At 72.7% G+C, this 26,430-nt stretch carries 27 protein-coding genes; 12 read left to right on the top strand and 15 right to left on the bottom strand.

Annotation, left to right across the window (positions count from 1 at the left end):
• The first annotated feature begins 167 nt into the window (after positions 1–167).
• From FHY05_RS15845 to FHY05_RS15825, 5 genes are read left to right on the top strand one after another with little or no spacing between them, the layout of a single operon-like run.
• On the top strand, positions 168–1,079 hold the full coding sequence (locus tag FHY05_RS15845) for a RimK family alpha-L-glutamate ligase (protein WP_183945412.1): 912 nt from the start codon (positions 168–170) through the stop codon (positions 1,077–1,079).
• Positions 1,076–2,092: an LLM class flavin-dependent oxidoreductase gene (locus tag FHY05_RS15840; RefSeq protein ID WP_183945411.1), complete on the top strand. Its 1,017-nt coding sequence runs from the start codon at positions 1,076–1,078 to the stop codon at positions 2,090–2,092. The genes FHY05_RS15845 and FHY05_RS15840 overlap by 4 nt, the downstream gene beginning before the upstream one ends.
• Positions 2,089–2,817, top strand: a complete 729-nt coding sequence (locus tag FHY05_RS15835) for an ATP-binding cassette domain-containing protein (protein ID WP_183945410.1) — start codon at positions 2,089–2,091, stop codon at positions 2,815–2,817. The genes FHY05_RS15840 and FHY05_RS15835 overlap by 4 nt, the downstream gene beginning before the upstream one ends.
• A complete protein-coding gene (locus FHY05_RS15830; protein WP_183945409.1) occupies positions 2,814–3,479 on the top strand; it encodes a methionine ABC transporter permease in 666 nt (221 codons plus the stop codon). The genes FHY05_RS15835 and FHY05_RS15830 overlap by 4 nt, the downstream gene beginning before the upstream one ends.
• Positions 3,480–3,487: 8 nt before the next feature.
• Entirely contained in the window at positions 3,488–4,294 is an 807-nt protein-coding gene (locus FHY05_RS15825; RefSeq protein ID WP_183945408.1) for a MetQ/NlpA family ABC transporter substrate-binding protein, read from the top strand.
• A gap of 195 nt (positions 4,295–4,489) precedes the next feature.
• Here FHY05_RS15825 and FHY05_RS22590 read toward each other — a convergent pair whose 3' ends face one another.
• The 3 genes from FHY05_RS22590 to FHY05_RS15815 all read right to left on the bottom strand — a co-directional run bounded on the left by FHY05_RS22590 (position 4,490) and on the right by FHY05_RS15815 (position 7,135).
• Positions 4,490–4,621: a hypothetical protein gene (locus FHY05_RS22590; RefSeq protein WP_260158640.1), complete on the bottom strand. Its 132-nt coding sequence runs from the start codon at positions 4,619–4,621 to the stop codon at positions 4,490–4,492.
• A gap of 45 nt (positions 4,622–4,666) precedes the next feature.
• Positions 4,667–5,821 (bottom strand): Na+/H+ antiporter NhaA, encoded by a 1,155-nt coding sequence (gene nhaA / locus FHY05_RS15820; protein WP_409321841.1) that lies wholly within the window; start codon positions 5,819–5,821, stop codon positions 4,667–4,669.
• 417 nt (positions 5,822–6,238) lie between these two features.
• A complete protein-coding gene (locus tag FHY05_RS15815) occupies positions 6,239–7,135 on the bottom strand; it encodes an NAD(P)-dependent oxidoreductase (RefSeq protein ID WP_183945406.1) in 897 nt (298 codons plus the stop codon).
• 197 nt (positions 7,136–7,332) lie between these two features.
• Here FHY05_RS15815 and FHY05_RS15810 point away from each other — a divergent pair, with 197 nt between their 5' ends.
• The 4 genes from FHY05_RS15810 to FHY05_RS15795 all read left to right on the top strand — a co-directional run bounded on the left by FHY05_RS15810 (position 7,333) and on the right by FHY05_RS15795 (position 13,499).
• Entirely contained in the window at positions 7,333–9,801 is a 2,469-nt protein-coding gene (locus FHY05_RS15810; protein WP_183945405.1) for a PAS domain S-box protein, read from the top strand.
• Positions 9,802–10,102: 301 nt separating this feature from the next.
• Positions 10,103–10,426 carry a hypothetical protein gene (locus FHY05_RS15805; RefSeq protein WP_183945404.1) on the top strand — a complete coding sequence of 108 codons (324 nt, stop codon included), beginning with the start codon at positions 10,103–10,105 and terminating at the stop codon, positions 10,424–10,426.
• A gap of 14 nt (positions 10,427–10,440) precedes the next feature.
• Positions 10,441–12,195, top strand: coding sequence for an ABC transporter permease subunit (locus tag FHY05_RS15800; protein WP_221191257.1), 1,755 nt, complete (start codon positions 10,441–10,443; stop codon positions 12,193–12,195).
• Between the two features lie 11 nt (positions 12,196–12,206).
• Positions 12,207–13,499 (top strand): nitrate/sulfonate/bicarbonate ABC transporter ATP-binding protein, encoded by a 1,293-nt coding sequence (locus FHY05_RS15795; protein WP_183945402.1) that lies wholly within the window; start codon positions 12,207–12,209, stop codon positions 13,497–13,499.
• A gap of 1 nt (position 13,500) precedes the next feature.
• Here FHY05_RS15795 and FHY05_RS15790 read toward each other — a convergent pair whose 3' ends face one another.
• Positions 13,501–14,394: an SGNH/GDSL hydrolase family protein gene (locus tag FHY05_RS15790; RefSeq protein ID WP_183945401.1), complete on the bottom strand. Its 894-nt coding sequence runs from the start codon at positions 14,392–14,394 to the stop codon at positions 13,501–13,503.
• 308 nt (positions 14,395–14,702) lie between these two features.
• Between FHY05_RS15790 and FHY05_RS15785 the strand changes: the two genes are divergently transcribed.
• Positions 14,703–15,785, top strand: coding sequence for an acyltransferase (locus FHY05_RS15785; protein WP_183945400.1), 1,083 nt, complete (start codon positions 14,703–14,705; stop codon positions 15,783–15,785).
• Positions 15,786–15,954: 169 nt separating this feature from the next.
• Here the strand turns inward: FHY05_RS15785 and FHY05_RS15780 are convergent, their stop codons facing one another.
• On the bottom strand, positions 15,955–16,734 hold the full coding sequence (locus FHY05_RS15780) for a hypothetical protein (RefSeq protein ID WP_183945399.1): 780 nt from the start codon (positions 16,732–16,734) through the stop codon (positions 15,955–15,957).
• 57 nt (positions 16,735–16,791) lie between these two features.
• Here FHY05_RS15780 and FHY05_RS15775 point away from each other — a divergent pair, with 57 nt between their 5' ends.
• On the top strand, positions 16,792–17,508 hold the full coding sequence (locus FHY05_RS15775; RefSeq protein ID WP_183945398.1) for a tRNA (guanosine(46)-N(7))-methyltransferase TrmB: 717 nt from the start codon (positions 16,792–16,794) through the stop codon (positions 17,506–17,508).
• Positions 17,509–17,842: 334 nt separating this feature from the next.
• Here FHY05_RS15775 and FHY05_RS15770 read toward each other — a convergent pair whose 3' ends face one another.
• The 9 genes from FHY05_RS15770 to FHY05_RS15730 form a co-directional block, all read right to left on the bottom strand.
• Positions 17,843–18,310: a PilZ domain-containing protein gene (locus FHY05_RS15770; protein ID WP_183945397.1), complete on the bottom strand. Its 468-nt coding sequence runs from the start codon at positions 18,308–18,310 to the stop codon at positions 17,843–17,845.
• Positions 18,311–18,425: 115 nt separating this feature from the next.
• A complete protein-coding gene (locus FHY05_RS15765; RefSeq protein WP_183945396.1) occupies positions 18,426–18,620 on the bottom strand; it encodes a hypothetical protein in 195 nt (64 codons plus the stop codon).
• A gap of 451 nt (positions 18,621–19,071) precedes the next feature.
• Complete coding sequence (locus FHY05_RS15760; protein ID WP_183945395.1) at positions 19,072–19,353, bottom strand: DUF427 domain-containing protein; 282 nt, start codon at positions 19,351–19,353, stop codon at positions 19,072–19,074.
• 69 nt (positions 19,354–19,422) lie between these two features.
• Complete coding sequence (locus FHY05_RS15755) at positions 19,423–19,905, bottom strand: globin domain-containing protein (protein WP_183945394.1); 483 nt, start codon at positions 19,903–19,905, stop codon at positions 19,423–19,425.
• A 144-nt stretch (positions 19,906–20,049) separates the two neighbouring features.
• On the bottom strand, positions 20,050–20,625 hold the full coding sequence (locus FHY05_RS15750; protein ID WP_183945481.1) for a YkgJ family cysteine cluster protein: 576 nt from the start codon (positions 20,623–20,625) through the stop codon (positions 20,050–20,052).
• Positions 20,626–20,864: 239 nt separating this feature from the next.
• The gene (locus tag FHY05_RS15745; protein WP_183945393.1) at positions 20,865–21,341 is read right to left on the bottom strand and encodes a cupin domain-containing protein; all 477 of its coding nucleotides are present in this window, start codon (positions 21,339–21,341) and stop codon (positions 20,865–20,867) included.
• Between the two features lie 103 nt (positions 21,342–21,444).
• Positions 21,445–22,143 (bottom strand): DUF2490 domain-containing protein, encoded by a 699-nt coding sequence (locus FHY05_RS15740; protein WP_183945392.1) that lies wholly within the window; start codon positions 22,141–22,143, stop codon positions 21,445–21,447.
• Complete coding sequence (gene chrA / locus FHY05_RS15735; protein WP_311732503.1) at positions 22,140–23,531, bottom strand: chromate efflux transporter; 1,392 nt, start codon at positions 23,529–23,531, stop codon at positions 22,140–22,142. Before chrA ends, FHY05_RS15740 begins: the two co-directional genes overlap by 4 nt.
• The gene (locus FHY05_RS15730; RefSeq protein WP_183945391.1) at positions 23,528–24,346 is read right to left on the bottom strand and encodes a chromate resistance protein ChrB domain-containing protein; all 819 of its coding nucleotides are present in this window, start codon (positions 24,344–24,346) and stop codon (positions 23,528–23,530) included. Before FHY05_RS15730 ends, chrA begins: the two co-directional genes overlap by 4 nt.
• 157 nt (positions 24,347–24,503) lie before the next feature.
• On the opposite strand from FHY05_RS15730, the gene FHY05_RS15725 reads away from it, so the two are divergent.
• Positions 24,504–25,748 carry a cyclopropane-fatty-acyl-phospholipid synthase family protein gene (locus tag FHY05_RS15725; RefSeq protein ID WP_183945390.1) on the top strand — a complete coding sequence of 415 codons (1,245 nt, stop codon included), beginning with the start codon at positions 24,504–24,506 and terminating at the stop codon, positions 25,746–25,748.
• On the opposite strand, the gene FHY05_RS15720 is transcribed toward FHY05_RS15725, so the two are convergent.
• Positions 25,718–26,278, bottom strand: coding sequence for a hypothetical protein (locus FHY05_RS15720; protein WP_183945389.1), 561 nt, complete (start codon positions 26,276–26,278; stop codon positions 25,718–25,720). The two genes, FHY05_RS15725 and FHY05_RS15720, sit on opposite strands and share 31 nt — an antisense overlap.
• Positions 26,279–26,430: the final 152 nt, after the last annotated feature.

The raw sequence follows: 26,430 nt of genomic DNA, 5'->3' as shown, positions 1-26,430 counted from the left end.
CTCTGCCGCTCTGTTTCGTGACGCGCATGGAACAATACCGGCTGGTCTGGGCGATTCATGCAGCGTGGCGCTCCGGCCCAAGTCGAGCTATCTCGGCGGCAAGCCGATCTATGCCGCCAGCGCTCGTCCAGCGCGCTAGCCCACGCGCCCCGTGTGACCAGGACCGTATGACCGATCTCACCATCCTCTACGAGCACCCGCAGTGGTTCCGCCCGCTCTTCGCCGCGCTCGACCGTCGCGGCATCGGCTATGACGCGGTGCACGAAGACGGGCTCGCCTTCGACCCCGCCGGCGCGGCGCCCTCGCCTTTGGTGTTCAACCGCATCGCGATGTCGAGCTTCCTGCGCGCGACCGAGCACCCGATCTTCCATGCCGCCGCGGCGCTGGCACACTGGGAGGCGCGCGGCGCGCGCGTGCTCAACGGCGCCGCCGCGCTGGCGATCGACTCGTCCAAGGCGCGCCAGCTCTCGCTGATCGCCGGGCTCGGGCTCGCCATTCCCGCCACGCGCGTCGTCCACCGCGCCGCCGACCTGCCCGCCGCCGCGGCGGCGCTGCGCTTCCCGATCGTGGTCAAGGCGAACATCGGCGGCTCGGGTGCGGGCATCGCGCGCTACGACGACGCCGCCGCCCTCGCCGCGGCGGTGGCGGACGGCAGCGTGCCCGACAGCATCGACCGCGTGCTGCTGGCGCAGGAATATGCACCGACGCGCGGCGGCACGATCACGCGCGTCGAGACGCTCGGCGGGCGCTACCTCTACGCCATCGCGGTCGACGGCGGCGGCAGCTTCGACCTGTGCCCCGCCGACGCCTGCGCCGTCCCGGGCCGGCCGAGCGTGACGATGACGCGGGTCGAACCCGACCCCGCCACGATCGCCGCCGCCGAGGCGATCGTGCAGCGCGCGGGCATCGACGTCGGCGGGGTCGAGCTGCTGGTCGACGACCGCGACGGGACGCCGCGCTTCTATGATATCAACGCGCTCTCCAACTTCGTCGCCGACCCGCTCACCGTGCTGGGCTGGGACCCGCACGAGCGGCTGGTCGACTGGCTGGCCGAGCGGCTGCTAGAGGCCCGCGCGTGAGATACGGCTATTGGACCCCCGTCTTCGGCGGCTGGCTGCGCAACGTCCCCGACGAGGGCATGGCCGCGACCTGGGAGTACACGCGCGATCTCACGCGGAACGCGGAGCGCTGGGGCTATGACCTCACCCTGATCGCCGAGCTCAACCTCAACGACATCAAGGGGATCGACCAGCCCGCGCTCGACGCCTGGTCGACTGCCGCCGCGCTCGCCGCCGTGACCGAGACGATCGAGCTGATGGTCGCGGTGCGCCCCAATTTCCACCACCCGGCGCTGTTCGCCAAGGCGGCGGCCAACATCGACCGGATCGCGGGCGGGCGCCTCGCGCTCAACGTCGTCTCGAGCTGGTGGGCCGACGAGGCGCGCCAGTACGGCCTCCAGTTCGACCAGCACGACGACCGCTACGCGCGCACCAGCGAGTGGCTGCGCGTGGTCGACGGGCTGTGGACCGAGGAGCGCTTCAGCTTCGCGGGCGACTTCTACCGCACCGAGGAGGCGATCTGCGCGCCCAAGCCGGTCAAGCGCCCGACCGTGTACGCCGGCGGCGAGAGCGAGAAGGCCAAGGCCATGATCGCGGCGCAGTGCGACGCGTACGTGATGCACGGCGACCCCGCCGTCGCGATCGCGCCCAAGATCGCGGACATGCGCGCGCGCCGCGACGCCGCGGGCGGCGCGCCGATGCACTATGGCATGGCGGCCTATGCGATCGTGCGCGACAGCGAGGCCGAGGCGAGGCGCGAGCTCGAGCGGATCACCACCGTCGCCGAGCTGCCCGCGGGCTACGCGAACTTCGACCAATGGCTGTCGGGCACGCAGCTCGAGCGCGAGCTGAAGTTGCAGGAATATGCCGTCTCCAACCGCGGGCTGCGGCCGAACCTGATCGGTACGCCCGAGCAGCTGAAGGAGCGGGTCGCGGAATATGAGGCGGTCGGGCTCGACCTGCTCCTGCTCCAGATGAGCCCGCAGGCGGAGGAGATGGAGCGCTTCGCCGCGCAGGTGATGGGGACGGCATGATCGCGCTCGAGCGCGTTTCCAAGACCTTCCCCGACGGCACGCGCGCGCTCGACGAGGTGACGCTCGCGGTGCCGCGCGGGTCGGTCTTCGGGGTGATCGGGCGTTCGGGCGCGGGCAAGTCGACGCTGCTGCGGCTGCTCAACGGGCTGGAGCGCGCGAGCGCGGGCGAGGTGCGCGTCGACGGCGCCGCTTTGTCGACGCTCGACGCCGCGGGACTGCGCGCGCTGCGGCGGCGGGTGGGCATGATCTTCCAGTCGTTCGGGCTGCTCGCCAACCGCACCGTCGCGGGCAACGTCGCGCTGCCGCTCGCGCTCGCCGGCATTCCTCGCGCCGAGCAGGACGCGCGCGTCGCCGCGCTGCTCGCGCGCGTCGGGCTGGCGGACAAGGCCGGCGTGTACCCGTCGCGGCTCTCGGGCGGGCAGCGCCAGCGCGTCGGCATCGCGCGCGCGCTCGCCACCCGGCCCGACATCCTGCTGTGCGACGAGGCGACCAGCGCGCTCGATCCCGAGACGACTCGCTCGGTGCTGGCGCTGCTGGGCGAGCTCAACCGCGAGCTGGGCCTGACGATCGTGCTGATCACGCACGAACTCTCGGTCGTGCGCGCGATCTGCGACCATGTCGCGGTGATCGATCGCGGGCGCGTGGTGGAGAGCGGCGCGACCGACGCGGTGCTCGGCGACGCGCGCCACGCCGCCACGCTGGCGCTGCTGGGTGAGGCGGCGTGAGCGGCTGGTTCGGCAACGTGGTGTGGGGCGACATCGCGGTCGCGACACGCGACACGCTGGTGATGCTCGGCGCCTCGCTCGCGCTGACGATCGTGCTGGGCGTGCCGCTCGGCGTGCTGCTGTTCCTCACCGATCGCGGCCAGCTCGCCGAGCGGCGCTGGCTCAACCGCGCCGCCGGGGTGGTGGTCAACGTGCTGCGCTCGATCCCTTTCGTCATCCTGCTGATCGTGATGATCCCGTTGACCTTGCTGCTGGTCGGCACGTCGCTCGGCATCGCCGGCGCGATCCCGCCGCTGGTGGTGGGGGCGGCGCCCTTCTACGCGCGGCTGGTCGAGCAGGCGCTGCGCGAGATCCCGCGTGCCACGATCGAGGCGGCGCAGGCGATGGGCGCGACGCGCTGGCAGATCGTCACGCGCGCGCTGCTGCCCGAGGCGCTGCCCGGGCTCGTCTCGGGCGCGACCGTCACCGCGGTGGCGCTGGTCTCCTTCACCGCGATGGCGGGGGTGGTCGGCGCCGGCGGGCTCGGCGACCTGGCGATCCGCTACGGTTATCAGCGCTTCCAGACCGACGTGATGCTCGTCACCGTCGCGCTGCTGGTGGCGCTGGTGCAGCTTCTCCAATGGGGCGGCGACGCGCTGGCGCGCCGGCTCGACCACCGCTGAGGACCGACATGATCCACCGCCGCCTGCTGCTCGCCACGCTCCCCGCGCTGCTGCTCGCCGCCTGCGGCGGGGGCGGGGGCGCCGGCAAGGGCGACGGCGCGACGCTCACCGTCGCGGCGACCGCGGTGCCGCACGCCGAGATCCTCGCGCAGGTGAAGCCGGTGCTGGCCAACGAGGGCGTCACCCTCGAGGTGCGGGTGTTCAACGACTATGTCCAGCCCAACCTCCAGGTCGACCAGGGCCAGATCGACGTCAATTACTTCGAGACCAAGCCCTATCTCGACCAGTTCAACCGCGAGCGCGGGACCAAATTGGTGCCGATCGCCGGCGTCCACGTCGAGCCGCTCGGCGCCTATTCGCGCCGCTGGAAGACGCTGGCGCAGCTGCCACGGGGTGCGAGCGTGGCGATCCCCAACGAGCCGAGCAACGGCGGCCGCGCGCTCCAGCTGCTGCAGAAGGCGGGGCTGATCCGGCTCAGGAACCCGACCGACCCGCTCGCCACGATCCGCGACGTCGCCAGCAACCCCAAAGGGCTGCAGTTCCGCGAGCTGGAGGCGGCGACGCTGCCGCGCGTGCTGGGCGAGGTGGATCTGGCGCTGATCAACACCAATTACGCGCTCGACGCCAAGCTCAATCCGGTACGCGACGCACTCGCGATCGAGGACAAGGACTCGCCCTACGTCAACTTCCTGGTGGGGCGCCCCGGCAGTGCCGACGACCCGCGCGTGCGCAAGCTCGTGGCGGCGCTTCGCAGCCCGGCGACGAAGGCGTTCATCGAGCGGACCTATAAAGGCGCGGTGCTGCCGGCGTTCTGAGTGGATCGGTTCGCCCCGTCACACCACCGTCACTCCCGCGGAGGCGGGAATCCAGACGGACGGACGGTGCGGCTCATGAGCGTCAGAGCGTCTAGATCCCCGCCGGCGCGGGGATGACGGAGGGGGGAGGAGGCGTCCGCTCCATCGACTGTGGATCTTCGTTCTCGCCCGATCGGCTCCGCCCCGCCCTGCGCCTCAGATCACGTCGCCGGCGTAGAACAGGATTCCGATGCTGCTCGCCAGCAGGAAGGCGAGGTAGATCAGCCCGCCGCGGATCTTCACGCCCGATTTGCCAAAGCTCTGGTCACCGTGGTCGTCGTGCCGCATGGTCGCTCTCCCGCGCCGGAACGGCTTCGTAACTCGCTGAAAGCGCTAACGATCCGTCCGAGGAGCGGCGAGCCGCAGCAGCAGATAACCGGCCGCGCCCGACAGCAGCGAGCCTGCCAGCACGCCCAGCTTGGCTTCGGCCTGGAGCAGCGGCGCGTCGGCGAAGGCCAGCAAAGTGATGAAGATGCTCATCGTGAAGCCGATCCCGCACAGCAGAGCGACGCCGAGCAGCTGCGTCCAGCCGGCGTGCGCTGGCAGCTCGGCCCAGCGCAGCCGCACCGCCGCCGCGGCGACGCCGAACACCCCCGCCACCTTGCCGAGCAGTAGCCCCGTCGCCACCCCCAACGTCACCGGCGCGGCGAGCGCGCCTGCCGGCAGCCCGAGCACCGGCACCGCGGCGTTGGCGAGCGCGAACAGCGGCAGGATCAGGAACGCGACCGGCGCGTGCAGCCGGTGCTCGAGCCGACACAGCGGACTGCCCTCGCGCCCGCCCTGCGCGGGGATGGTGAAGGCCAGCATCACCCCCGCGAGCGTGGCGTGGACGCCCGAGCGCAGCACCAGCCACCACAGCAGCACGCCGAGCAGCAGATAGGGGGTCAGCCGGGTCACGCCCGCGCGGTTGAGCAGCGCCAGCACGGCCAGCACCGCGGTCGCCGCGGCGAGATACGGCAGCGCCAGCGCACCAGTGTAGAAGAACGCGATGATCACCACCGCGCCGAGGTCGTCGATGATCGCCAGCGCGGCGAGGAAGACGCGCAACGACGCGGGGACGCGCTCGCCGAGCAGCGCGATGACGCCCAGCGCGAAGGCGATGTCGGTCGCCGCCGGAATCGCCCAGCCCTGCGTGGCGCCGCCGCGATTGAACGTGAGATAGATCAGCGCGGGCGCCGCCATCCCGCCCGCCGCGGCGATGCCGGGCAGCAGCCGGCGCGACCAGGAGGCGAGTTGGCCGTGCAGCGTCTCGCGCTTGATCTCGAGGCCGACGAGCAGGAAGAACACCGCCATCAGCGCGTCGTTGATCCAGCCCTCCAGCGCGAGCGGCCCGACTTCGCCGTGGAGGAGCGCGGCATAGCCGGGACCAAGCGGCGAGTTGGCGAGCAGCAGCGCGAGCAACGCGGCGGCGATCAGCACCGTGCCGCCGGCGGCCTGGCCGGTGAGGAAGCGGCGCAGCGCGGTGACGCGCGAACGGGTCGGGTGGATCGGCTGGGTGATGGCGCGGACTCCGGGCAGGCGTCGACGCGCTGGCGGCCCGACCAGCGCGAGAACCTGCCCGCGCCGGCGCGGCGCGGACACCCGCGGGAGGTATCGCATCGGCGGTGGCCGGGGGCAAGGGTGGCGAGGCCGTGGCGTGGTCGGTGGAACCGTGCTCCGGCGAGTGCAGGAGACCAGGATCACAGCCGCGAGTCTCCCTTGCGCTGGGCGCCTGCATGCGCGGGAGCACGCCCGGTGGCGCCGACGAGAATGGCCGAGCGTCACCGAGCACACCGCCTACCCTCTCCCGTCATCCCGGACCCGGTCCGGGATCCACCGGGCCGCGCGCTCTCCGGCCGAGGTGCTCGCGGACCCAGTGTTCGCCGACGTCGCCGCTTGCCTTGCCCTTCCGGCCCAAGGTCCCGCTCAGGCGATCGCGGACACCGGCGGCTTACCCGCGAGCCAGGCGTCGAGGTTGGCGAGCACCAGCGCCTCCATCGCCGCGCGCGCCTCGCGCGTCGCGCTGCCCTGATGCGGCGCCAGCACCACCTGCGGCAGCGCGCGCAGTGCCGCCGGCACGCGCGGCTCGTCGGCGAAGACGTCGAGGCCCGCGCCCGCGATCACCCCGCGCTCCAGCGCGCTGACCAGCGCCGCCTCGTCGACGAGGCTGCCGCGTGCCACGTTGACCAGCACGCCACCCGGGCCGAGCGCGTCGAGCACCGCGGCGTCGACGACGCGCTGGGTCGCGGCCCCACCGGGCGCGGCGAGGAACAGCACGTCACTCGCCGCCGCCAGCGCGGCGACGTCGGGCAGCCGCTCGAAGGGCACGTCCTTGGCGGAGCGCGCGCAATAGCCGATCCCGCCGGCGAAGGGCGCGGCGCGCGCCGCGATCGCGCGGCCGATCTGGCCCAGGCCGAAGATGCCGACGCGCCGCCCCGTCGCGCGCCGCGCCAGCGGCACCCCCCAGCCGCCGTCGCGCACCGCGCGGTCGTTCGCCACCACCGCGCGCTCCACCGCCAACCACAGGGCGAGCGCGAGATCGGCGACGTCGTCGGTCAGCACCTCGGGCGTGATGGTCACGCGCACGCCGCGCGCGCGCGCCGCGTCGAGGTCGATTCCGTCGTGCCCGACGCCGTGGATCGCGACGATCTCGAGCGCGGGCAGCCGGTCGCAGTCGGCCGCCCCCCAGCGCAGCGAGCCACCGCCCACGACGGCACGCGTCGTCGCCGGCGCGGTGCCGCGGTGGAGCGTGAAGCGCTCCGCCAGCGCGGCCTCGAGCGTGGCGGACTGGGGCTGGGCGAGGAAGAGGTCGAGTTTGGCCATGCGCCCGCGATAGACGGGATCGGCCCGGGCCGCACCGTGTTCCTGCGCACGCAGGAACCCAGGGTGGCAGAGCGATGCGCCCTTGGCCCTGGGCTCCTGCGTCCGCAGGAGCACACGAACGGTGTGAACGGGCGAGGACCGCGCCACCGCGTCGGGCGGTATCTTTGCCGCCGCTGTCGCGCTAACGCGACAGGCCCATGATCTCTGCCCTTTACCGTGATCCGGCCGAGCTGCCCGCACCGTTGCGCTTCCTCGCCGGGGGTGGCCGCGCGACCGAGCTGATCCTCGCGCGCGACTGGACCGACCACCCGCTTGGCGGACCGGCCGACTGGCCCGAGGCGCTCAAGGCGACGCTGAGCACCGTCCTCAACTCGCCCGAGTCGATGATCCTGTGCTGGGGCGCGGAGGAGCTCAGCTTCTTTTTCAACGAGACCTATTTCCCGCTGCTCGGGCCGCGGCTGGGCTGGGCGATGGGGGCGCCGTTCCACACCGTCTGGGCCGACGCCTGGACTCAGGCCAGGCCGATCATCGACGACGCCTTCGCCGGGCGCAGCCAGCGCTTCACCGACCTGCCGTGGAAGCTCGATACCGACCGCGGCCAGGCCGATACCTGGTTCACCTTCTCCTACTCCCGCGTGCTCGACTCGAGCGGTGCGGTGGCGGGCCTGTTCATCTTCACCAACGAGACCACCGAGCGGGTGCTGAGCGACGCCGCGCTGCGCCAGAGCGAGGAGCGGCTGCGGCTGGTCATCGAGGGCGCGCGCGACCATGTGATCTTCACCACCGACGCGGGCGGGGTGATCACCAGCTGGTCGGCGGGCGCGGAGGCGGTGCTCGGCTGGACGCCCGAGGAAGCGGTAGGGCAGCCCGCCGCGATGATCTTCACGCCAGAGGACCGCGCCGCCGGCGCCGACGTGCGCGAGATCACGGGCGCCGCGCGCGACGGCTGTGCGCCCGACGAGCGCTGGCACCTGCGCCGCGACGGCACGCGCGTGTTCCTCAACGGCTCGGTCCACCCGCTCCCCGCCGACGCGCAGGGGCAGGAGCGCGGCTTCATCAAGATCGCGCGTGACGAGACCGCGCGCTGGCAGGCGCAGCAGGAGCTGGAGCGGCTCAACGCCACGCTCGAGCAGGAGGTCGCCGCGCGCACCGCCGACCGCAACCGGCTGTGGCAATTGTCGTCGGACATCATGCTCGTCGCCGGTTTCGACGGTACGATCGAGGCGGTCAACCCGGCGTGGACGCGGGTGTTGGGCTGGGCCGAGTTCGAGCTGCTCGGCCGACCGATCTTCGCCTTCGTCCACCCCGACGATCTCGACGAGACGCGCGTCGCCGCGGCGGGGATCGGCGCCGGGCAGGCGTTCGCGCGCTTCGACAATCGCTATCGCCACCGCGACGGCAGCTACCGCGACATCGTCTGGGCGGCGGGGCCGGGCGACGGCAAGATCATCGCGGTCGGTCGCGATGCCACCGACGAGAAGGCGCGAACCGCCGCGCTCGCGCTCGCCGAAGGACAGCTGCGGCAAGCGCAGAAGATGGAAGCGGTGGGGCAGCTCACCGGCGGGCTTGCGCACGATTTCAACAATCTGCTCACCGGCGTGATGGGCAATCTGGAGCTCATGCAGGCGCGGCTGGCGCGCGGGCGGCACGACGATCTGGAGCGCTTCGTCCTCGCCGCGCAGGGCGCCAGCCGCCGCGCCGCGTCGCTGACCCAGCGATTGCTGGCGTTCTCGCGCCGGCAGACGCTCGACCCGCGGCCCACCGACGTCAACCGGCTGATCGCGGGGATGGAGGAGCTGTTGCAGCGCTCGATCGGCCCGACCAGCGCGATCGAGGTGATCGCCGCGCCCGGGCTGTGGACCGCGATGATCGACGCCACCCAGCTGGAGAGCGCGATCCTCAACCTCGCCATCAACGCGCGCGACGCCATGCCCGACGCCGGCCGGGTGACGATCGCGACCGCCAATCGCTGGATCGACGAGTCGGACGCGCGCGAGTTGGAGCTGGAGCCCGGGCCCTATCTCAGCGTCGCGGTGAGCGACACCGGCACCGGCATGGCGCCCGAGACGGTGGAGCGGGCCTTCGAGCCCTTCTTCACCACCAAGCCGATCGGCCAGGGCACCGGGCTGGGGCTGTCGATGATCTACGGCTTCGCGCGCCAGTCGGGCGGTCAGGTGCGGATCGACTCGACGCCGGGCGCGGGCACCACGATCACTATCTACCTGCCGCGCCACGCCGGCGCCGCGCTCGGTGGCGAGGAGGAGGGCGTGGAAGACGCCGCCGCCGCGGTGCGCGGTGCGACCGTGCTGGTGGTCGACGACGAGACCACGATCCGCCACCTGATCGACGAGGTGCTCGAGGAATCGGGCTATACGGTGATCGGCGCGGCGGACGGCGCGGCCGGGCTGAAGGTGCTCGGCTCGGACGCGCCGATCGACCTGCTGATCACGGACGTCGGCCTGCCCGGCGGGCTCAACGGTCGCCAGGTGGCGGACGCCGCGCGCGCGCTGCGCCCCGGGCTCAAGGTGCTGTTCGTGACGGGCTATGCCGAGAATGTCGCGGTCGGCGGGGGGCATCTCGAACCCGGCATGGAACTGCTGACCAAGCCCTTCACGATGCACGCGCTCACCGCCAAGGTCGCGGAGATGCTGGGGGCGGTCGGCTGAGCGCGGGCGCGGCGCCGGCCGATCGCTCGCTCATATCGGGTAAAGACGCGGTGGGCGCGGGGTTGATCCGCGGCGCGACGGGCGTAAGGGCGACCCGACCGCGCGCTCCCGCGCGACTCGGAGAAACGCGCACCGATGCCCCGATCTAGTCCCTTGTCCGACGACGGAGACAGTCGAAGCACCCGCTTCGCCGTCACCGCACGTCAGCGCACGGGTCCGTCGGTGGCTCGCGAGGTCGGCACGCGCTGACCTGAGTCGACCGCCGCCGGGTCCCGTCACCGGAACCCCGATGGAGGTCGCCATGACCCGACATGACCACCGCGCCGCCGCGCGCGCGCCCGAGTTGGATATCGCGTCGTTCGATGAGCATCGGGCTCCTGCGTACGCAGGAGCCCAGGGCCGCGAGCGCGATCCCCGCGACCCTGGGCTCCGGCGTTCGCCGGAGCACGGCACGGCCCGGATCGATCCAGCATGTCACGATCACGACCACGGTAAGGACCAGCGCCTGCTCGCCTGCCGCGCCGCCGCGCACGGGCGCGCGATCCGGGCCGCGCTCGCCGCCGCGCCGCTCCACCGCGCGCGGCTGCTGCGCGCGATGGTGGCGGCACACCGCCGCGCCGCCTGACGGGACCGCCCGTGCTGTCCCGTCCGCTCGGCCGCATCGCCCCGCCGCCGGGAGCGCGTCGGATCGCGCTCGGCTGGCCCGATCTCGCGCTCTTCGCGCTGCTCGCCGGGCTCGGCGCCGCGGTGGCCGCGGGCGCGCACGACGCGGTCGAGCCGCTGCGCCGGCTCCAGCTCGAGCCGATCACGCTCGAACCGCGCGCGCTGCCCTATTACGCGCTGCTCACCACGCTGCGGCTGTTCGCGGCGCTGGCCGCCTCGCTGGTGTTCAGCGTCGTGGTCGCCACCGCCGCCGCCAAGAGCCGCCGCGCCGAGTTGGTGATCGTCCCCGCGCTCGACATCCTCCAGTCGGTGCCGGTGCTGGGCTTCCTCACCTTCACCGTCACCGCCTTCATGGGGCTGTTCCCGAGCAGCCGGCTCGGGGTCGAGTGCGCCGCCATCTTCGCGATCTTCACCAGTCAGGCGTGGAACATCGCGCTGAGCCTCTACCAGTCGCTGCGCCAGGTACCCGATGATCTGGCCGAGGTGGCGCGCGGCTTCGGCCTGTCGCCGCTGCGCCGGCTGCTACGGGTCGAGCTGCCGTTCGCCGCGCCGGGGCTCGTGTGGAACGCGATGCTGTCGATGTCGGGCGGCTGGTTCTTCGTCGTCGCCTCGGAGGCGATCAGCGTTGGGCGGACGCAGGTGATGCTGCCCGGCATCGGCTCGTGGCTCGGGCTGGCGATCGAGCGGCGTGATCTCGGCGCGGTGGCGTTCGCGGTGGCGACCATGGCGGCGGTGATCCTGCTCTACGACCAGCTCGTGTTTCGCCCCGCGATCGCCTGGGCCGACCGCTTCCGAGTCGAGCAGACCGCGAGCGTCGCGTCGCCGCGCTCCTGGCTGTTCGAGCTGCTGCGGCGCGCGCGGCTCCTTTCCGCGCTCGTGGCGCCGTGGCGCGTGCTGGCGGGCGCGGTGCTGCTGCTCGACCCCGCGCCGCGCACCGCCCCGCAGCAGCAGGCGTTCGGCGCGCGCGACGCCGCCGATCGGCGCGCGGCGCGGTCGCAGCGAGTCTGGCAGGTCGCGGTGGCGCTCGCCGCCGGGGGCGCGGCGCTGCTCGCGACGCGCTACCTGGCGGCGCGGCTGAGCCTCGGCGACGCGCTGCTGGTGGCGCGGCTCGCCCTCTATACGCTGGTGCGCGTGGCGGTGCTGATCGTCGCGGCGAGCCTCGTCTGGGTGCCCGTCGGCGTGTGGATCGGGCTCCGTCCCCGCTGGACCGCGCGCGCGCAGCCGGTGGCGCAGTTCCTCGCGGCCTTCCCCGCCAACGTGCTGTTCCCGGCCGCGGTGATGCTGATCGTGCGCTGGCACGCGGACCCGGACGTCTGGCTGACCCCGCTGATCGGGCTCGGCACGCAATGGTACATCCTCTTCAACGTCATCGCGGGCGCGAGCGCGATCCCGAGCGACCTGCGCGAGGCGGCGCGACTGTTCGGGCTGAGGGGATGGGCGTGGTGGCGGCGGCTGATCCTGCCAGCGATCTTCCCCTCGTACGTCACCGGCGCGCTGACGGCGAGCGGCGGCTCGTGGAACGCCAGCATCGTCGCCGAGGCGGTGAGCTGGGGCCAGACGCGGCTCACCGCGGCGGGGCTGGGCAGCTATATCGCCGAGGCCACCGCGGCGGGGGACGAGGCGCGGGTGCTGCTCGGCATCCTGATGATGTCGGCCTTGGTGATCGCGATCAACCGGGCGCTGTTCCGCCCGCTCTACCGGCTGGCCGAGCGCCGGCTGCGTCTGTCGTGAAGGAGGCGCGCATGGCGCAGCACAATCCACCGCTCGTCACCGTGGAGTCGCTGAGCCACCGCTACGGCGGGAGCGACGGCCCACCGATCCTCGACGACGTCGCGCTGACCGTGCACGAGGGCGAGGTGGTGGCGCTGCTCGGCCGCTCGGGCTCGGGCAAGTCGACGCTGCTGCGCTCGATCGCCGGGCTGGTGACGCCCGACGCGGGGACGCTGCGCTTCACTCCCGGCGCGGACGGGCGCGCGCGGTCGGTGGCGATGGTGTTCCAGTCGTTCGCGCTGATGCCGTGGCTGACGGTGCTGCAGAACGTCGAGCTCGGGCTGGAGGCGAAGAAGGTGCCCGCGGCCGAGCGGCGCCGGCGCGCGCTCGCCGCGATCGACCTGATCGGGCTCGACGGCTTCGAGAACGCCTTCCCGCGCGAGCTGTCCGGCGGGATGCGCCAGCGCGTCGGGCTGGCGCGCGCTCTGGTGGTGCAGCCGTCACTGCTGCTGATGGACGAGCCCTTCTCGGCGCTCGACGTGCTCACCGCCGAGACGCTGCGCAGCGACCTGATCGAATGGTGGGGCGACGGGCGGCTCGGCATCGCCGCGGTGCTGATCGTCACGCACAATATCGAGGAGGCGGTGCTGATGAGCGACCGCGTGCTGGTGCTCTCCTCCAATCCCGGCCGCATCGCCGCCGAGTTTCGCATCGACCTGCCGCAGCCGCGCGACCGGCTCGACCCGGCGTTCCGCGATCTCGTCGAGCGGATCTACGCGCGTATGACCGAGCGCGCCGCCTCGGCACCGGAGGAGGCGCACGCCGCGCCGCCCCAGTTCGGCAGGCCGCTCGCGCCGGTGTCGGTCACGTCGCTCGCCGGGCTGATCGAGGAAGTGGAGGCGGCGCCATTCGAGGGTCGCGCCGCGCTCGCCGACTTGAGCGACACGCTCCAGCTCGAGGTCGACGAGCTGTTCCCGATCGTCGAGACGCTGCAACAGCTCGGCTTCGTCACGCTCGCGGAGGGCGAGGTGGCGCTCACCGCGGTGGGCGCCGCCTTCGCGCAGGAGGACGTCGACCAGCGCAAGGCGATGTTCCGCGGTGCGCTGCTCGCTCATGTGCCGCTGGCGGCGGAGATCCGCGCGGCGCTCGACTCTCGCGCCGGCCAGCAGGCGCCGGCGCGGCTGTTCCGCGACGGACTGGAAGAGGCGTTGTCGCCCGATTTGGCGGACGATACGCTGCGCGCGGTGACGGAGTGGGGCCGCTACGCCGAGCTGTTCGCCTATGACGAGGCGGGCGACCTGTTCACGCTCGACGACCCGGGCTGAGCTATCTCAGGAGCGCGTCGACCGCCTTGGTGTAGATCAGCGCGAGCTTGCCCTGACCGCCCGCGCCGTTGGGCCCGCCGTCGGTGGGGTGGAGGCCGTCCTTGTAGAGCGATTTGTCGAGCGGCGCGGTATCGGGTCCCATGATCGGATCGGCGGCGAAGTCGATCACCGCGTCGATCTCATGCCCGACCGCGGCGCGCAGCTCGGCGTTGACGATCTGTCGCCGTTCGTTGTGCACGCTGGTGTAGCGCGGCTGGTCGGGCATGTTGATCGGCAGCAGCGTGCCGACTGCCACCGTCACCCCGGCGGCCTTGAAGCGCGCGGTGTAGCGGAACAGCTGCTCGAGCCAGGCGCGCGCGCCGGTGGCGCCCTGCAGGTCGTTGGCGCCGATCAGCACCGTGAGCAGGCGCGGGTGGAGCGCGAGGTCGGCGTCGACGCGCGCCTCCAGGTCGTTGACGCCCGAGCCGCCGACCGCCTTGCCGTAGAAGGTCACCTTGGGATGTGCGGCGGCGTAGAGGCCGGTGTGGCTGCCGCCCCAGAAGACCGAGATCGAGTCGCCCTCTGACAGCACGCCGCTACCGCTCGACGCGGGGGCGGGACTCGGCGTGGGGGCGGGGCTCGGTGTGGGGGTGGGGCTCGGTGCCGGGGCGGGCTCGGCCGCCGAGGCCGGCATCGTGCTGGGCGACGCGCTCGGCGCTGGGGTGGGAACGGGGCTCGGGCTGGGCGCGGGAGCCGCGATCACCGCGACCGGCGCGGTGAGCGAGGCGGCGGCGGCGCTGCCACCACCGCCTCCACACGCCGAGAGCGAGGCGAAGGCGACCAGCGCGACGACGCGCGGGAGCGGGCGGCGCAGCGGGCGGGTGGCAACGGGTGGCGACATGGACGCGATCGTCATGGCAAGCTCTCTCCTGCGCCGCGCCGCGGCTATCGGACGACTGGTTACCGGCTCGTGGTTTACGAGAGGTAAACAGTCCCCGTCGTGCAGGACTCGATGCCGCCACGGTGCGGCGCGACGCCTCTGTCCAGAAGTGGAGCAGATTGTACATTAAAGCAAATGCAAGCCGCTTCGTGCGACAGCTGAGACGGTGGTACGAGCCACTCGATCGACGAGCGGGATCTCCGGTGATTCCGTCTTTCACTCGGGCGGTCGTGAGAAGCGAGGGCGACAACTTGGCGAGCGGTGACGGCGCGGGTGGAGCGCCGGTGAAACATATCGCGCCGCTCGACGGCATCCGCGCCTGCGCGGTGGCGATCGTGATGCTGTCGCACGCGGGGCTCGAGCGGATCGTTCCGGGTGGGCTTGGCGTGTCCGCCTTCTTCTTCCTTTCGGGCTATCTCATCACCACGCTGATGCGGGTCGAGCAGACGCGTACCATGGCGGTGAGCCTGCGCGGCTTCTACGCGCGGCGCGTGCTGCGCATCGTGCCACCGATGTGGATCACGCTCGGGCTCGGGCTGCTGCTGGTGCTCGCCGGCGTGCTGCCCGCGAGCGGCGGTGCCGGGCTCGACCCGCGCGGTCTGGCGGCGCAGTTCCTGTTCCTCAACAACTACACCGACAGCTTCGGGCTGAGCGGCGCCGTGCCGGGCATGCCGGTCTGGTCGCTGGCGGTGGAGGAGCATTATTATCTCGCCTTCCCGCTGCTGTACGTCGCGGTGCTGCGGCGCCTGCCGAACGCGCGCGCGGCGCAGCTGTGCCTGGCGCTGTGCGTGCTGGTGTTGCTGGTGCGCGGCGCGCACGCCCTCGCCGGCGACCCGCTCGACCATCTCTATTACTGGTCGCACACCCGCATCGACAGCATCCTCGCCGGCTCGTGCCTGGCCCTGCATCGGAACCCGGTGCTCGACGGCGCCGCGGCGTGGCGCCCGCGGCGGCGCGAGACCGCGCTGGCAGCGGCGCTGCTTCTCGCCACCTTGGCGATCCGCGACGAGCTGTTCCGTCAGACGATCCGCTACTCGCTCCAGTCGCTCGCCTTCTTCGTGCTGTTCGCGGCGGTGCTGCAGTCACGCGGCCGCATCGCCGGCTGGCTCTCCTCGGCGCCGATGAAGCGGGTGGGCGATTATTCGTACAGCCTGTACCTCTCGCACCTGCTGTTGCTGACGCTGGTGATGGCGCTGACCGGGACGGCGAGCCGCGGCGCGGCGGCGCTGGTCGCCTACCCGCTTGCCTTCGTCTATGCCGCGGCGATGTACCGCTGGGTCGACCAGCCGCTCGCGCAGGTGCGGCGCGCGCTGCATCGCGGCGGCTACAGGCTCCGGCCGACGGCGGCGCGCACCGTAGTGGTGTGAGGCGCCGGCGGGCGATACTCACCTGCCAGCTTCCCCGGCGTCATGCTGGACCCGCCGCATGCTGGGCCGTCCCGCGCGATCCCGCTCCTCGACGCCGCGCGCCGAAAGGTGCTGACGCTCGATCGGCGTGACGTTACGTGCCGGAAAAGCGGCCACGGGCAGCGCTAGCTCATCCCGCCGCGGTGTAGGCAGCGAACGGCTCCTCCAGCAGCAGTCGCCCATCACGCCACACCTGCAGCGCGCCGCCGCCCTGCGCCGGCTCGAGCGAGGCGATCACGCGATAGACGAAGCCGTCGCGCTCGAACTGGTAGGTGCGCCGCTCGCGCGTGGAGTCGATCACGCGGCCGCCGTCGATCGTCAGCGAGGCGCGCGTGCCGCGGCCGCCCCACGGCACCTCGATCGCGCCGAGATCGGCATCGTGGTTGTAGCTGGAGTAGCGGTAGCCGCCGCGCGGGTCGCCGGTGACCTGGACCGAGCGCTTCGCGGTCACTCCCAGCAAGCGCGTCTGCGCGGCGAAGCGGCACTGGCTGGTGGTCGGGCCGTAGCGCAGTGACACCACCGTCGGCGTGGTCGCGCCGGGCTCGACCATCTGTGGGCTGACCGTCTCCACCGCGCCGACTTCGCGCCCCGCGGCGTTGGTCAGCGCGTACCACACGTGGCCCATCCCCGCGTCGCCCTGGCCGACTCGCACCGTCGCGCGATGCGTCGCCAGCCCTGGCTTGGCGTAGCTGGTGAGCGTCACCTGGCCGTCGCGGTCGGGCGGAGACATCGCGATCGCCCAGTCGCGGTCGGTCGAGTCGCACAGGAAGGCGGCGGGCTTCCACGCGCCGTCGACGCGCTGCATCGACACCGCGCCGAGCGCGCGCAGCTGCGCCGCGCCCGTCGCCGGCAGCGCCATCGCGCCCGCCGTGATCCCTGCCGTCACCGCGCCGATCACCCAGGCCCGCATCATCGTCCTCCGTTTCCCGCGTTTCGTTTTGGCGCGCGAGGCGATAGGCGGCGCTGCATGAACGATCCCACAACGATCCGACGCCTTTACGGCCGTCGCCAGGGCCACGCGCTGCGCGCCGGCCAGGCCGCGCTGGTGGAGGAACTGCTGCCCCGCTTGGCGCTGCCCGAGAGCGGGGCGCTCGACTCGCGCGTGCTGTTCGGTGACGACCGCCCGCTCCAGCTCGAGATCGGCTTCGGCGCGGGCGAGCATCTCGCCGCGCAGGCGGAGGCGGCGCCGGGCACCGGCTTCATCGGCTGCGAGCCTTTCCTCAACGGCGTGGTCGGCGCGCTCGGCCACGTGCGCGACCGCGCGCTCGGCAACGTCCGCATCCACATGGGCGACGCGCTCGAGGCGGTGGAGCGCTTGCCCGACGAGTCGCTCGAGCGGGTCTATCTGCTCCACCCCGATCCCTGGCCCAAGGCGCGCCATGCCAAGCGGCGCATGATGAACCACGGGCCGCTCGACCTGATCGCGCGCAAGCTCAAGCCGGGGGCCGAGTTCCGGCTCGGCACCGACGACCCAACCTACTGCCGCTGGGCGATGATGATCATGGACCAGCGCCGCGACTTCAGCTGGACCGCGGCGAGTCCGGCCGACTTCCTCGAGCGCCCGGCCGACTGGCCCGAGACGCGCTACGAGCGCAAGGCGCGGCGGCAGGGGCATGAGGTCTGGTATTTCCGCTACGTGCGGGAGCGCTGCGGCATTCATTCACGAGCCCCTGCCACCGCGTGAGCTTCGTGACGGCTCGCGCTGCTGGCCATCGCACTGCGTGGCGCTGGATGCCCGCGTCAGCGGGTAAACAGCCGAGCGACGATCGGCCACGCCTACCGGATAGAGCCGATAGCGTCGCACGTCGGTCGCTACCGCATCTTGGTCGGCGCCTGAGCTGGAGCGGCTTCGCGATCAGCGAATTGCCTGGCGTGTTCGCGGTCACCTGCCAGGCCGCGCCATGGCCCAGCGCGATCGTGCCGACCCGCTCGCCCGAGGCAGGCTCGATCGCGGTTCGATGGACCGGCGCCACGCGGACGCGGGCGACCAGCGGGTCACGCGCGTCGGGGCGGGAGGCTCAGATCGCGGCGATGACGGTGATTATCGCGATCCAGCTCAACGCGCAGAAGCCCGTGATCAGCAGGAAGCGAACGCGGATCGGCAGCTTCTCGACGTGAGGCACGTCGGCGTCGGCGTCGAAGACATGGAGCGGCCGGTCGTCGGACAGCGCGATCACCGGCGTGTCCTCGCCGACTCGGGCGAGCAGGCTGGGAGGCACGTGGCTGATGAAGGCACAGCCGTAACCGGTGCGCGTGCGGCGGACCACCAGCGCCTCCACGCGGCCGAGCCCGGCGATGCCGAGCGAGATCAGCTCGCCGACGTCGACTTCCTCCGGCGTGAGGATGTGGCAGCCCGAGAGCGAGATCTGATCGACCAGAACGTCGAGCGGCACCTGCGACGCGCCGCGTAGCGTCGACGGCGCCTCCGTGTCGTACCGCTCACCGGCGCGACGCGTGCGATAGACTCGGGCAGCGACCTCTTTCATCTCTCTCCCATCCGCTATGGGATAGGGCTGAACTCCTTACCTTAACATTCCGTAATTTACGTCAAGATGGCGTGCGGGCGAGCCGGCGCGACAGGCGAGCACCGCCGGCACGTGCTCAGACCGGCTTGGCACCGGGCGTGCCGCACCGGGCGAACTGGCCCTTGGCGTTCTTGCACTTGGTCGCCTTCGCGGGAGCGGAGGAGCATTTGATGAATTTGCCGGTCTTGGCATCCTTGCACGGCGCGGCGAGCGCGGGCGTGCCGCCAGCGAGCAGCGCGGCGGCCGCGACGACGATAGAGAGCGAACGCATCGGACCATCTCCGGCCCGACCATCGGGCGGCGCCGATGCTACGCTTAGTTAACTGCTACTCAACCTAAATTGTCGATCGCCGTCAGCGCTCTCCTCGCCGTCCCCTTCGCGGCAGCTGCTTCGGCGATGGTGCGGGTGCTCCCGCTGTGGCGTCAGGCGGCGGCGTGAACCATGCGCTGCCGACGTCGAGCTGTGACCCGCGCGCGGGCGGACGCGAGGCGCTGCCCTGGGAAACAGGTCAGCCGGCGATCGCGGGATCCCTCCCATCTTTGTCGATACTTACGCGATTGTGTCGGCGCGTGCTCCGGATCGCGTCGCAACGCCATGTCGGCGCGTCGTTGACGGCCGCGCAGAGGGGCGATCGCGGCGCCGGCGTCCTACCCGGTCCGAGCCCGCCCTGTGCTCGGTTCACGCGCCGGCGATCGGTACGACTTGGCGGGGGACCGGCCGATCAGCCGACCGTGACACCCTTCCAGAAGGCGACTCGACCCCGGATCGCCGCGGCCTCGGGCTTGGTCTCGGGATAATACCAGGCGGCGTCGATGTTGTCCGCCCCATCGACGCTGAGGCTGTAGTAGTGCGCGACGCCCTTCCACGGGCAGACCGAGGTCGTGTCGCTCGGCCGCAGCAGCGCCGAGTCGACCGTCTCGGCCGGGAAGTAATGGTTCCCTTCCACCACCAACGTGTCGTCGCTGCGCGCGATCAGCGCGCCGTTCCACCGAGCCTCAACCATCATCTGTCTCCCGTCGGGAACCACGGTCGACCCGTCGGATCGGGCCGTCAAGCCACTCGCGGATCGCGCTCAGCCGTGGATACGCCCGGGGTCGAGCATCGCCTGCGCCACCGCGGCGTAGAGCGTCTCCCAGGCGGCGCGGGTCTCGGCGTCGAAGCGGTCACCCGCCATCTCCGCCAGCGTGTCGATTAGTACGCTGCCGACATAGTCGTAATGGTGCGTCAGCACGCCATAGCCGACGTGGCGGTAGCCGAGCTCGGCCAGCGCCTCACGCGACGCGCCGGGCTGGTCGAGCTGCGCGATCAGCGCGTCGATCGTGAGGCGGAAGACGCTGATCTGCTGCGCCATGTCGTCGGGAAACAGCGACCGCGTGAAGGGATGGCGCTGCAGCAGGCGGTGGTAGAAGCGGGCTGAATAATCCTCCTCCAGCGGGGCGATCGCGGCGTAGCTGGCGCGCACCAGCAGCACCTGCGCGGGAGACAGCGCGATCGGCCGAGTCATGCCCCGCGACGCGGCGGGCATCGCGGGCAGCCCCAGACGTCGAGCGCCCATCGGGGCGGTTGGCGCGGAGCGAGCGCGATCGTCTCGGTCAGATCCAGCATCCGCGCATGCTACACCTGGATTACGCCCCCATCAGTAACCTAGATGAGGGAATAGTTTACAACTCGTCCAGCCACGTCTGACGCCGGGTCGCGGTCAGCGCGTCTGGGCCGCCGCCGGCACGGCGAACGCGGCATAGCGCGCGCGCCACGCCGCCACTTCCGCGGCGAGGTGGGCGGGCGCCGGCGTGCCGGCGAGCACGTGGCCGGCGACCTCGTCCTCCGGATGCATCAGCATCTTGCGCGCGCCGTCGCTGAACCAGACGGGGACGAGGCGATCGCATAACGCATCGAGCACGGCGGCGGCGGTACCGTCCTCGATCGCGCTGCTGTCCTCGAGCCGGCGCACCGTGATCGCGACACCCTCGAGGCAGTTGCGCGGCGCGCGCTCGAAGCCGAGCGAGACGAGCAGCCCCGAGCGGTCGGGCCGCGACTCTTCCGGCATGGCGGCGACTCGGCGCCAGCCACAATACCAGTCGCGGCAGATGCGCGGACGCACCGCGTGGATGGTGCAGCCGCCCGCGCCGAGATGCGCGCAGCGCGTGTCCGCCGGCTTGCTGAAATCGGGCGACGCGACCTTGAGCACGGTGCAGCAAACGGTGCAGTCGCCGCACGTCCGCTCCGCCACGAGCGGGCCGAGCAGCGCGGTCTCCAGGTCGGTGTCGGCGTGCATCACCGCCCCCGTGCCGCCCCGCGCGACGCGGCGCAAGGGGAGCGACCGCGCGACGCGGCTGAAGTATGATCCATCGAAGCCGTAGCGTGCTGCGGCGGGCGCGGACCGCTGCGAACACCACATCGTGCTCCCGCGCACGCGGGAGCGCAGAAGGTCCCGGGCCGCCAGTCGCTCCTGCTTTGCCCTGAGCTCCGACGTTCGCCGGAGCACGCGGACGGCTCAGACGGGGTGGCTCAGACCTAGCGCTCCGCCGGCAGCTTGGTGCCGAGCAGCACCAGACGATCGCCCGTGATCCCGAACCAGTGCGGCACGCCCGCGGGGATCAGCAGCACGTCGCCCGGCGCCAGCGCGCGCGTGGTGCCGCCCGCGATCCGCTCGCCCTCGATCATGCCGTTGGGGCGCGTGAGCGGGGCGACGAGCGTGCCGCCCGATACCAGCGTCCCCGCGCCCTCCAGCACCGTCGCATATTCCGCCTCGGTCGGGTGCACCGCGGGGCGGCCGGGCTTCTTCCACACCTCGATCGCGGCGACGCGCGCGCCGTCGCGCACCAGCGGGCGCCACAGGAAACCCTGGTCGGGGCGCATCTCCGCGAGCATCGCCGCGACCTGCGCGCGCACCGCCGCGCCGCTCGCCACCTCGGTCGTGCCCGACGCGCTGGCGGCGACGAGCAGCGCGCCCGCCGCCGCCACGGCGATGGTGCCGATGATCCGTCGCATCGCTGACCTCTCCTCTATACCGGCACCTTGTCGCACCCGCGCGCGCGCCGCGCCAGAGGCCCCTTGCGCACCGCGCCACAAACCCGGTGCGCGCCGCGCGCGATCACAGCCGGACGAACAGCGTCGCGCTCAGCACGTGGTTGACGCGGTCCTCGCCCGTTCGGACGATCCGCTGGTTGAGATAGCCGGGCTCGAGCCGCGCGCGCGGCAGCACGGGGAAGCCGACGCCGACGAAGGTGCGCCACTGGTCGACGCCGTCGCGCACGCCCCAGCGGGTCGCGTTGAGGTTGACGAAGCCCTCGGTGGTGCCGACCAGCTGCACCGGGCTCCCGCCGCGCACCGGCAGCTGCAGCCGGACGAACTGGCGCAGCCGCCAGCTGGTGCCGTCGCGCCCCTCGACCATGCGCTGCTCCAGCCGGGTGCGGCTGATCAGCAGCGGCGTGCCGTCGCGGTGGCGGACGGGCGCGAACTGGACCTGCTGCCACGGCCGGTGCTCGCGGCTGAGCGCACCCCCCGCCGGGTCGGTGCGGACGAAGGCGTAGCCCGCCACCGCATGCGCGTCGCGCCCGATCCGCGCGCCGATCGCGGGGCGCAGGATCAGCTGGCTGCCGCCGCCCACCTCGTCGGTGGCGCGCGCCTGCCCCTCGAGCCAGAGGAACAGGTCGCCGCGCACCGGCCCCGAGGCGATCACCGCGGCCCAGGCCTGGGCGTCGTCCTCGGCGCGCGCGGGCGTCGCGGCGGCGAGCCCGATCGCCCCCGTGAGCGCGGCCAGGACGGCGTGGGCGAGGGGAGAGGATCTCATGGCAATACTCCGGCGAGGTGAAGCGCGAGGCCGCCGAGCGCGCTCGCCAGCAACGTCGCGATCACGCCCACGCGCGTCCGGAACAGAGCGGCGGCGGCGGCGAGCGCCAGCGCCAGCGCGTACGGGTCGAGCGTCGTGAGCACCGGCGCGTCGAAGCGCACCGGCCCCGCGCGCACCGCCACGGTGGCGCGGAACAAGGTGTGCAGCGCGAACCACAAGGCGAGGTTGAGCACGACGCCGACCACCGCGGCGGTGATCGCCGCCAGCGCGCCGCCGACCGCGGCGTTGCCGCGCAGCCGCTCGATGAAGGGCGCGCCGAGGAAGATCCACAGGAAGCACGGCGCGAACGTCACCCAGGTGGCGAGCAGCCCGCCCAGCGTCGCGGCGAGCAGCGGCGCCATGCCGCCGGGATCGCGATAGGCGGCGAGGAAGCCGACGAACTGGAGCACCATGATCAGCGGCCCGGGGGTGGTCTCGGCGAGGCCGAGCCCGTCGAGCATCTCGCGCGGGGCCAGCCAGCCGTACTGGTCGACCGCCTGCTGCGCGACATAGGCGAGCACCGCGTAGGCGCCGCCGAAGGTCACCGTCGCCATCGTCGCGAAGAAGGTCGCGACGCGCGCGAACACGTCGTCGGGGCCGAGCGCGACGCGCAGCGCCACCACCGGCACCAGCCACAGCGCGAGCCACAGCGACGCCGTGCGCAGCGTCGTGCGCCAACCCGGGCGCGCGTGCGCGGGCAGGTCCTCGCCCAGCAGCGTGTCGGCGTCGGCCACCCCCGCGCCGCCCGATCCACCGTGGCCGCCCGGGCGGAAGGCGGTACCGCCGCGCCGCGCCGACCACCAGCCGATCAGCCCCGCGCCCAGCACGATCAGCGGGAACGGCGCGCCGAGGAAGAAGATCAGCACGAAGGCGAGCGCGGCGAGCAGCCGCGCCGGCGTGCTGCGCAGCGCGCGCGCGCCGATCCGCGCCACCGCCTGCAGCACCACCGCGAGTACCGCCGCCTTGAGCCCGTAGAACAAAGCGGCGACGATGCCGACGCGGCCGTAGAGGACATAGACCCAGCTCAGCGCCATGATCGCCGCCGCGCCGGGCAGCACGAACAACACGCCCGCGACGATGCCGCCGCGCGTGCGGTGCATCAGCCAGCCGATATAAGTGGCGAGCTGCTGCGCCTCTGGGCCGGGCAGCAGCATGCAATAGTTGAGCGCGTGGAGGAACCGCTGCTCGCCGATCCAGCGCTGCTCGTCGACCAGGATGCGGTGCATCACCGCGATCTGTCCCGCCGGGCCGCCGAACGAGAGCAGCGCGATGCGCCACCACACGCGGGTCGCGGCGCGCAGCGTCACCGGCGCGGGGCGGCCGCCCGCGGCGGGAACGCGCGCGCTCACGCGGTCACCGCGGCGTGCTGGGGCCGGTGCGAGCGCGCGTCGTGGCGCTCGCCCTGCGCGTCGCGGCACCAGCGATACAGCGCGTCGTAGAGCGTCAGCCCCGCCTCGAGCTGCGCGTGGTCGTCGTCGTACAGTCGCGACAGGCCGAGCGACAGCGCGAGCAGCCCCGCCGCTTCCGGCGCGAGGTCGAGCCGGTCGGTGTCGGCGCCGCGCACGATCGCGGCCAGCCGCGCGAGCGGCGCGTGGCCGGCGAGCCCGAAGCCGTCGACCAGCGCGTCGAAGCTGCAGCGCTCGCCGCGGTGCGTCCACACCACGCCCTCGCCCGCGACGTCGAACGGCTCGGCGCGCTCGGCCGCCGCGACCGCCAGCACCTCGCCCGGCGCGACGTAGAGGAAGCGCGCCGCGGGGTCGATGAAGCGGCGGATCAGCCAGGGGCAGGCGACGCGGTCCACCTTGGGCCGCGCGCGCGTGACCCACCAGGTGCGGCCGTCGTCGTGGCGCGGCGGCAGGTGCGCCAGCGTCACCGTCGGCCATCCCGCGCTCGCCCACGCCGCGAAGCCGCCCTCCAGTCGCTCGGCGCGGACGCCGTCGCTTCGCAGCAGCGCGACCGCGGCGGCCGCCGCGGCGCCGCCCGCCTCGTCCACCACCACGACCGCGCGGCCCGCTGGCGCGGTCGGTCGCTTCCCGGCGCCGAGCACGCGCGCACCGGGGACGGTCGCGGCGGGCGCGTCGCGCAGGTCGAGGATCGCCGGGGCGCCGGGCAGCGCGACGAGCCGGGCGAGCGTGTCGGGGGAGATGGCGTGAAGAGCGGGCACGGTGCGTCCTCGGCAGGATGATGCTGGACGCGAACCTTCGGCTGACGCCTCATGGGGAGGTCGCAGCCCCCATGCCGCCCAATCAGCCATCGCCGGCGCGCGCTGTCAAGCCGCGCGCCGCGTTGGCATCGCGCCGCGTCTCGGCTAGCCTGCGGCGATGCGGCTGCTCGCCTTCCTGCTGCGCCGGCTGATCCGGCGCGGCGTGCTCGTGGTGGTCGACGCCGCCGGGCGGACGCACCGCTTCGGCGAGCCCGCGCCGGCCGCGCCCGACGCGACGATCCGTTTCACGGACCGTGCGACGCCGCGCCGCGCCGCGCTGGACCCGGCGCTGGCGCTGGGCGAGGCCTATGTCGACGGGCGCATGGTGATCGACGGCGACGACATACGCGGCTTCCTCGACCTGATCGGGCGCAACACCCACTGGGACGACGACGACGCCGCCGACCTGCGCTGGTGGCGGCCGTGGCGGCGCAGCGCCGTGCTCACCGGGATCAACTGGCGCCGCCGCGCGCGCCGCAACGTCGCGCACCATTACGATCTCTCGACCGAGCTGTACGCGCTCTTCCTCGATCCCGAGCTGCACTACAGCTGCGCCTATTTCGACGCGCCCGACGCCACGCTGGAGCAGGCGCAGGCGGCCAAGCTGCGCCACATCACCGACAAGCTCGCGCTGCGCGCGGGCGACCGCGTGCTCGACATCGGCTGCGGCTGGGGCGGGCTGGCGCTCCACCTGCACCGCGTCGCCGGCGTCGAGGTGCTGGGGATCACCCTCTCCGAGCAGCAGCTCGCGGTGGCGCGCCGGCGCGCGGACGAGGCCGGGGTGGCGGACCATGTCCGCTTCGAGCTGCTCGACTATCGCGACGTGCGCGGGACGTTCGACCGGATCGTGTCGGTCGGCATGTTCGAGCATGTCGGCCCGCCGCACTATCGCGCCTTCTTCCGCCACTGCCGCGCGCTGCTCGCCGAGGACGGGGTGATGCTGCTCCACACCATCGGCCGCGCCGACGGCCCCGCCGCGACCGACCGCTGGCTGGCGCGCTACATCTTCCCCGGCGGCTACGTCCCCGCGCTCAGCCAGATCACCCCCGCGATCGAGGACGCGCGGCTATGGGTGACCGACATCGAGACGCTGCGGCTGCATTATGCGCTGACGATCGACCGATGGCTCGCGCGCGTCGAGGCCGCGCGCGCGGCGATCGAGGCGCTCTACGACGCGCGCTTCTATCGCATGTGGCGCTTCTACCTGGCCGGCGCGCTGGTCGCCTTCCGCCACGACGGGCACCTCAACTATCAGATCCAGCTCACCCGGCGGCGCGAGGCGCTGCCGCTCACGCGCGACTATATGATGCCGCCCGGAGCTCAGCGCGCTGCTCAGCCCGCGATCGGCGCGTCGGGCTTGTAGCCGGCGGTGGCGATGACGCTGCCGTCGGGGTTGCGGCCCTCGCGGTAGAAGGCGCTGACCTTCTGCCGCTCGGCCCAGGTGAGACTGTCCCAGTCCTCGCGGTCGTTGCTGGGGTGGCGGCCGGGGACGCGCTGGCGCTGCGCCGGCTCCGCGCCGCGCGCCGGCCGCGCGCGCTCGGCCTGGCGCGCGCGCAGCGCCTCGTCGAGCTCGCCCGCCTCGACCGCCTGTTCGAGCGCGTCGAGGAAGGCGGCGAACACGCCCTCGGGCAGGTGGTTGGTGGCGGCGCCGTTGAGCGGCAGCACGTCGCCCCCGATCTTGACGGTCAGTGCGACTACGCCGTTCTGCAGCTGCCACCAGCGACTGCCGACGCGCGCGCCGTCGCCACCCCGCGCGGCGAACTGCTCGCGCGCGCGGCGGATGCCGTCGAGCAGCGGCCGGCGCGCCTTGGCGGGATCCTCCGCCTTGGCGGCGAAGGCCTCGGCCAGGCCGTTATTGTCGATGAAGCCGGCGAGTGAGTCCAAGATTGCCAAGTGCGCCTCCGTGCCCCGGAGCGCCAGCTAGGCCGCAGACCTTACCGAGAGGTCAACGAATCGAACCACTTGATGGCGTTCGCGACGAGCCGTGGGCGGGGTCGAGAAGCGCGTGAGGTCGCATCCCCGGATACGACCCGGTCGACGCAGGG

It is taken from the genome of Sphingomonas sp. BK580, assembly GCF_014194975.1.
Lineage (GTDB): Bacteria > Pseudomonadota > Alphaproteobacteria > Sphingomonadales > Sphingomonadaceae > Sphingomonas.
The sequence above is the reverse complement of the archived record's forward strand: the minus strand, read 5'-3'. Positions and strand labels throughout refer to the sequence as shown.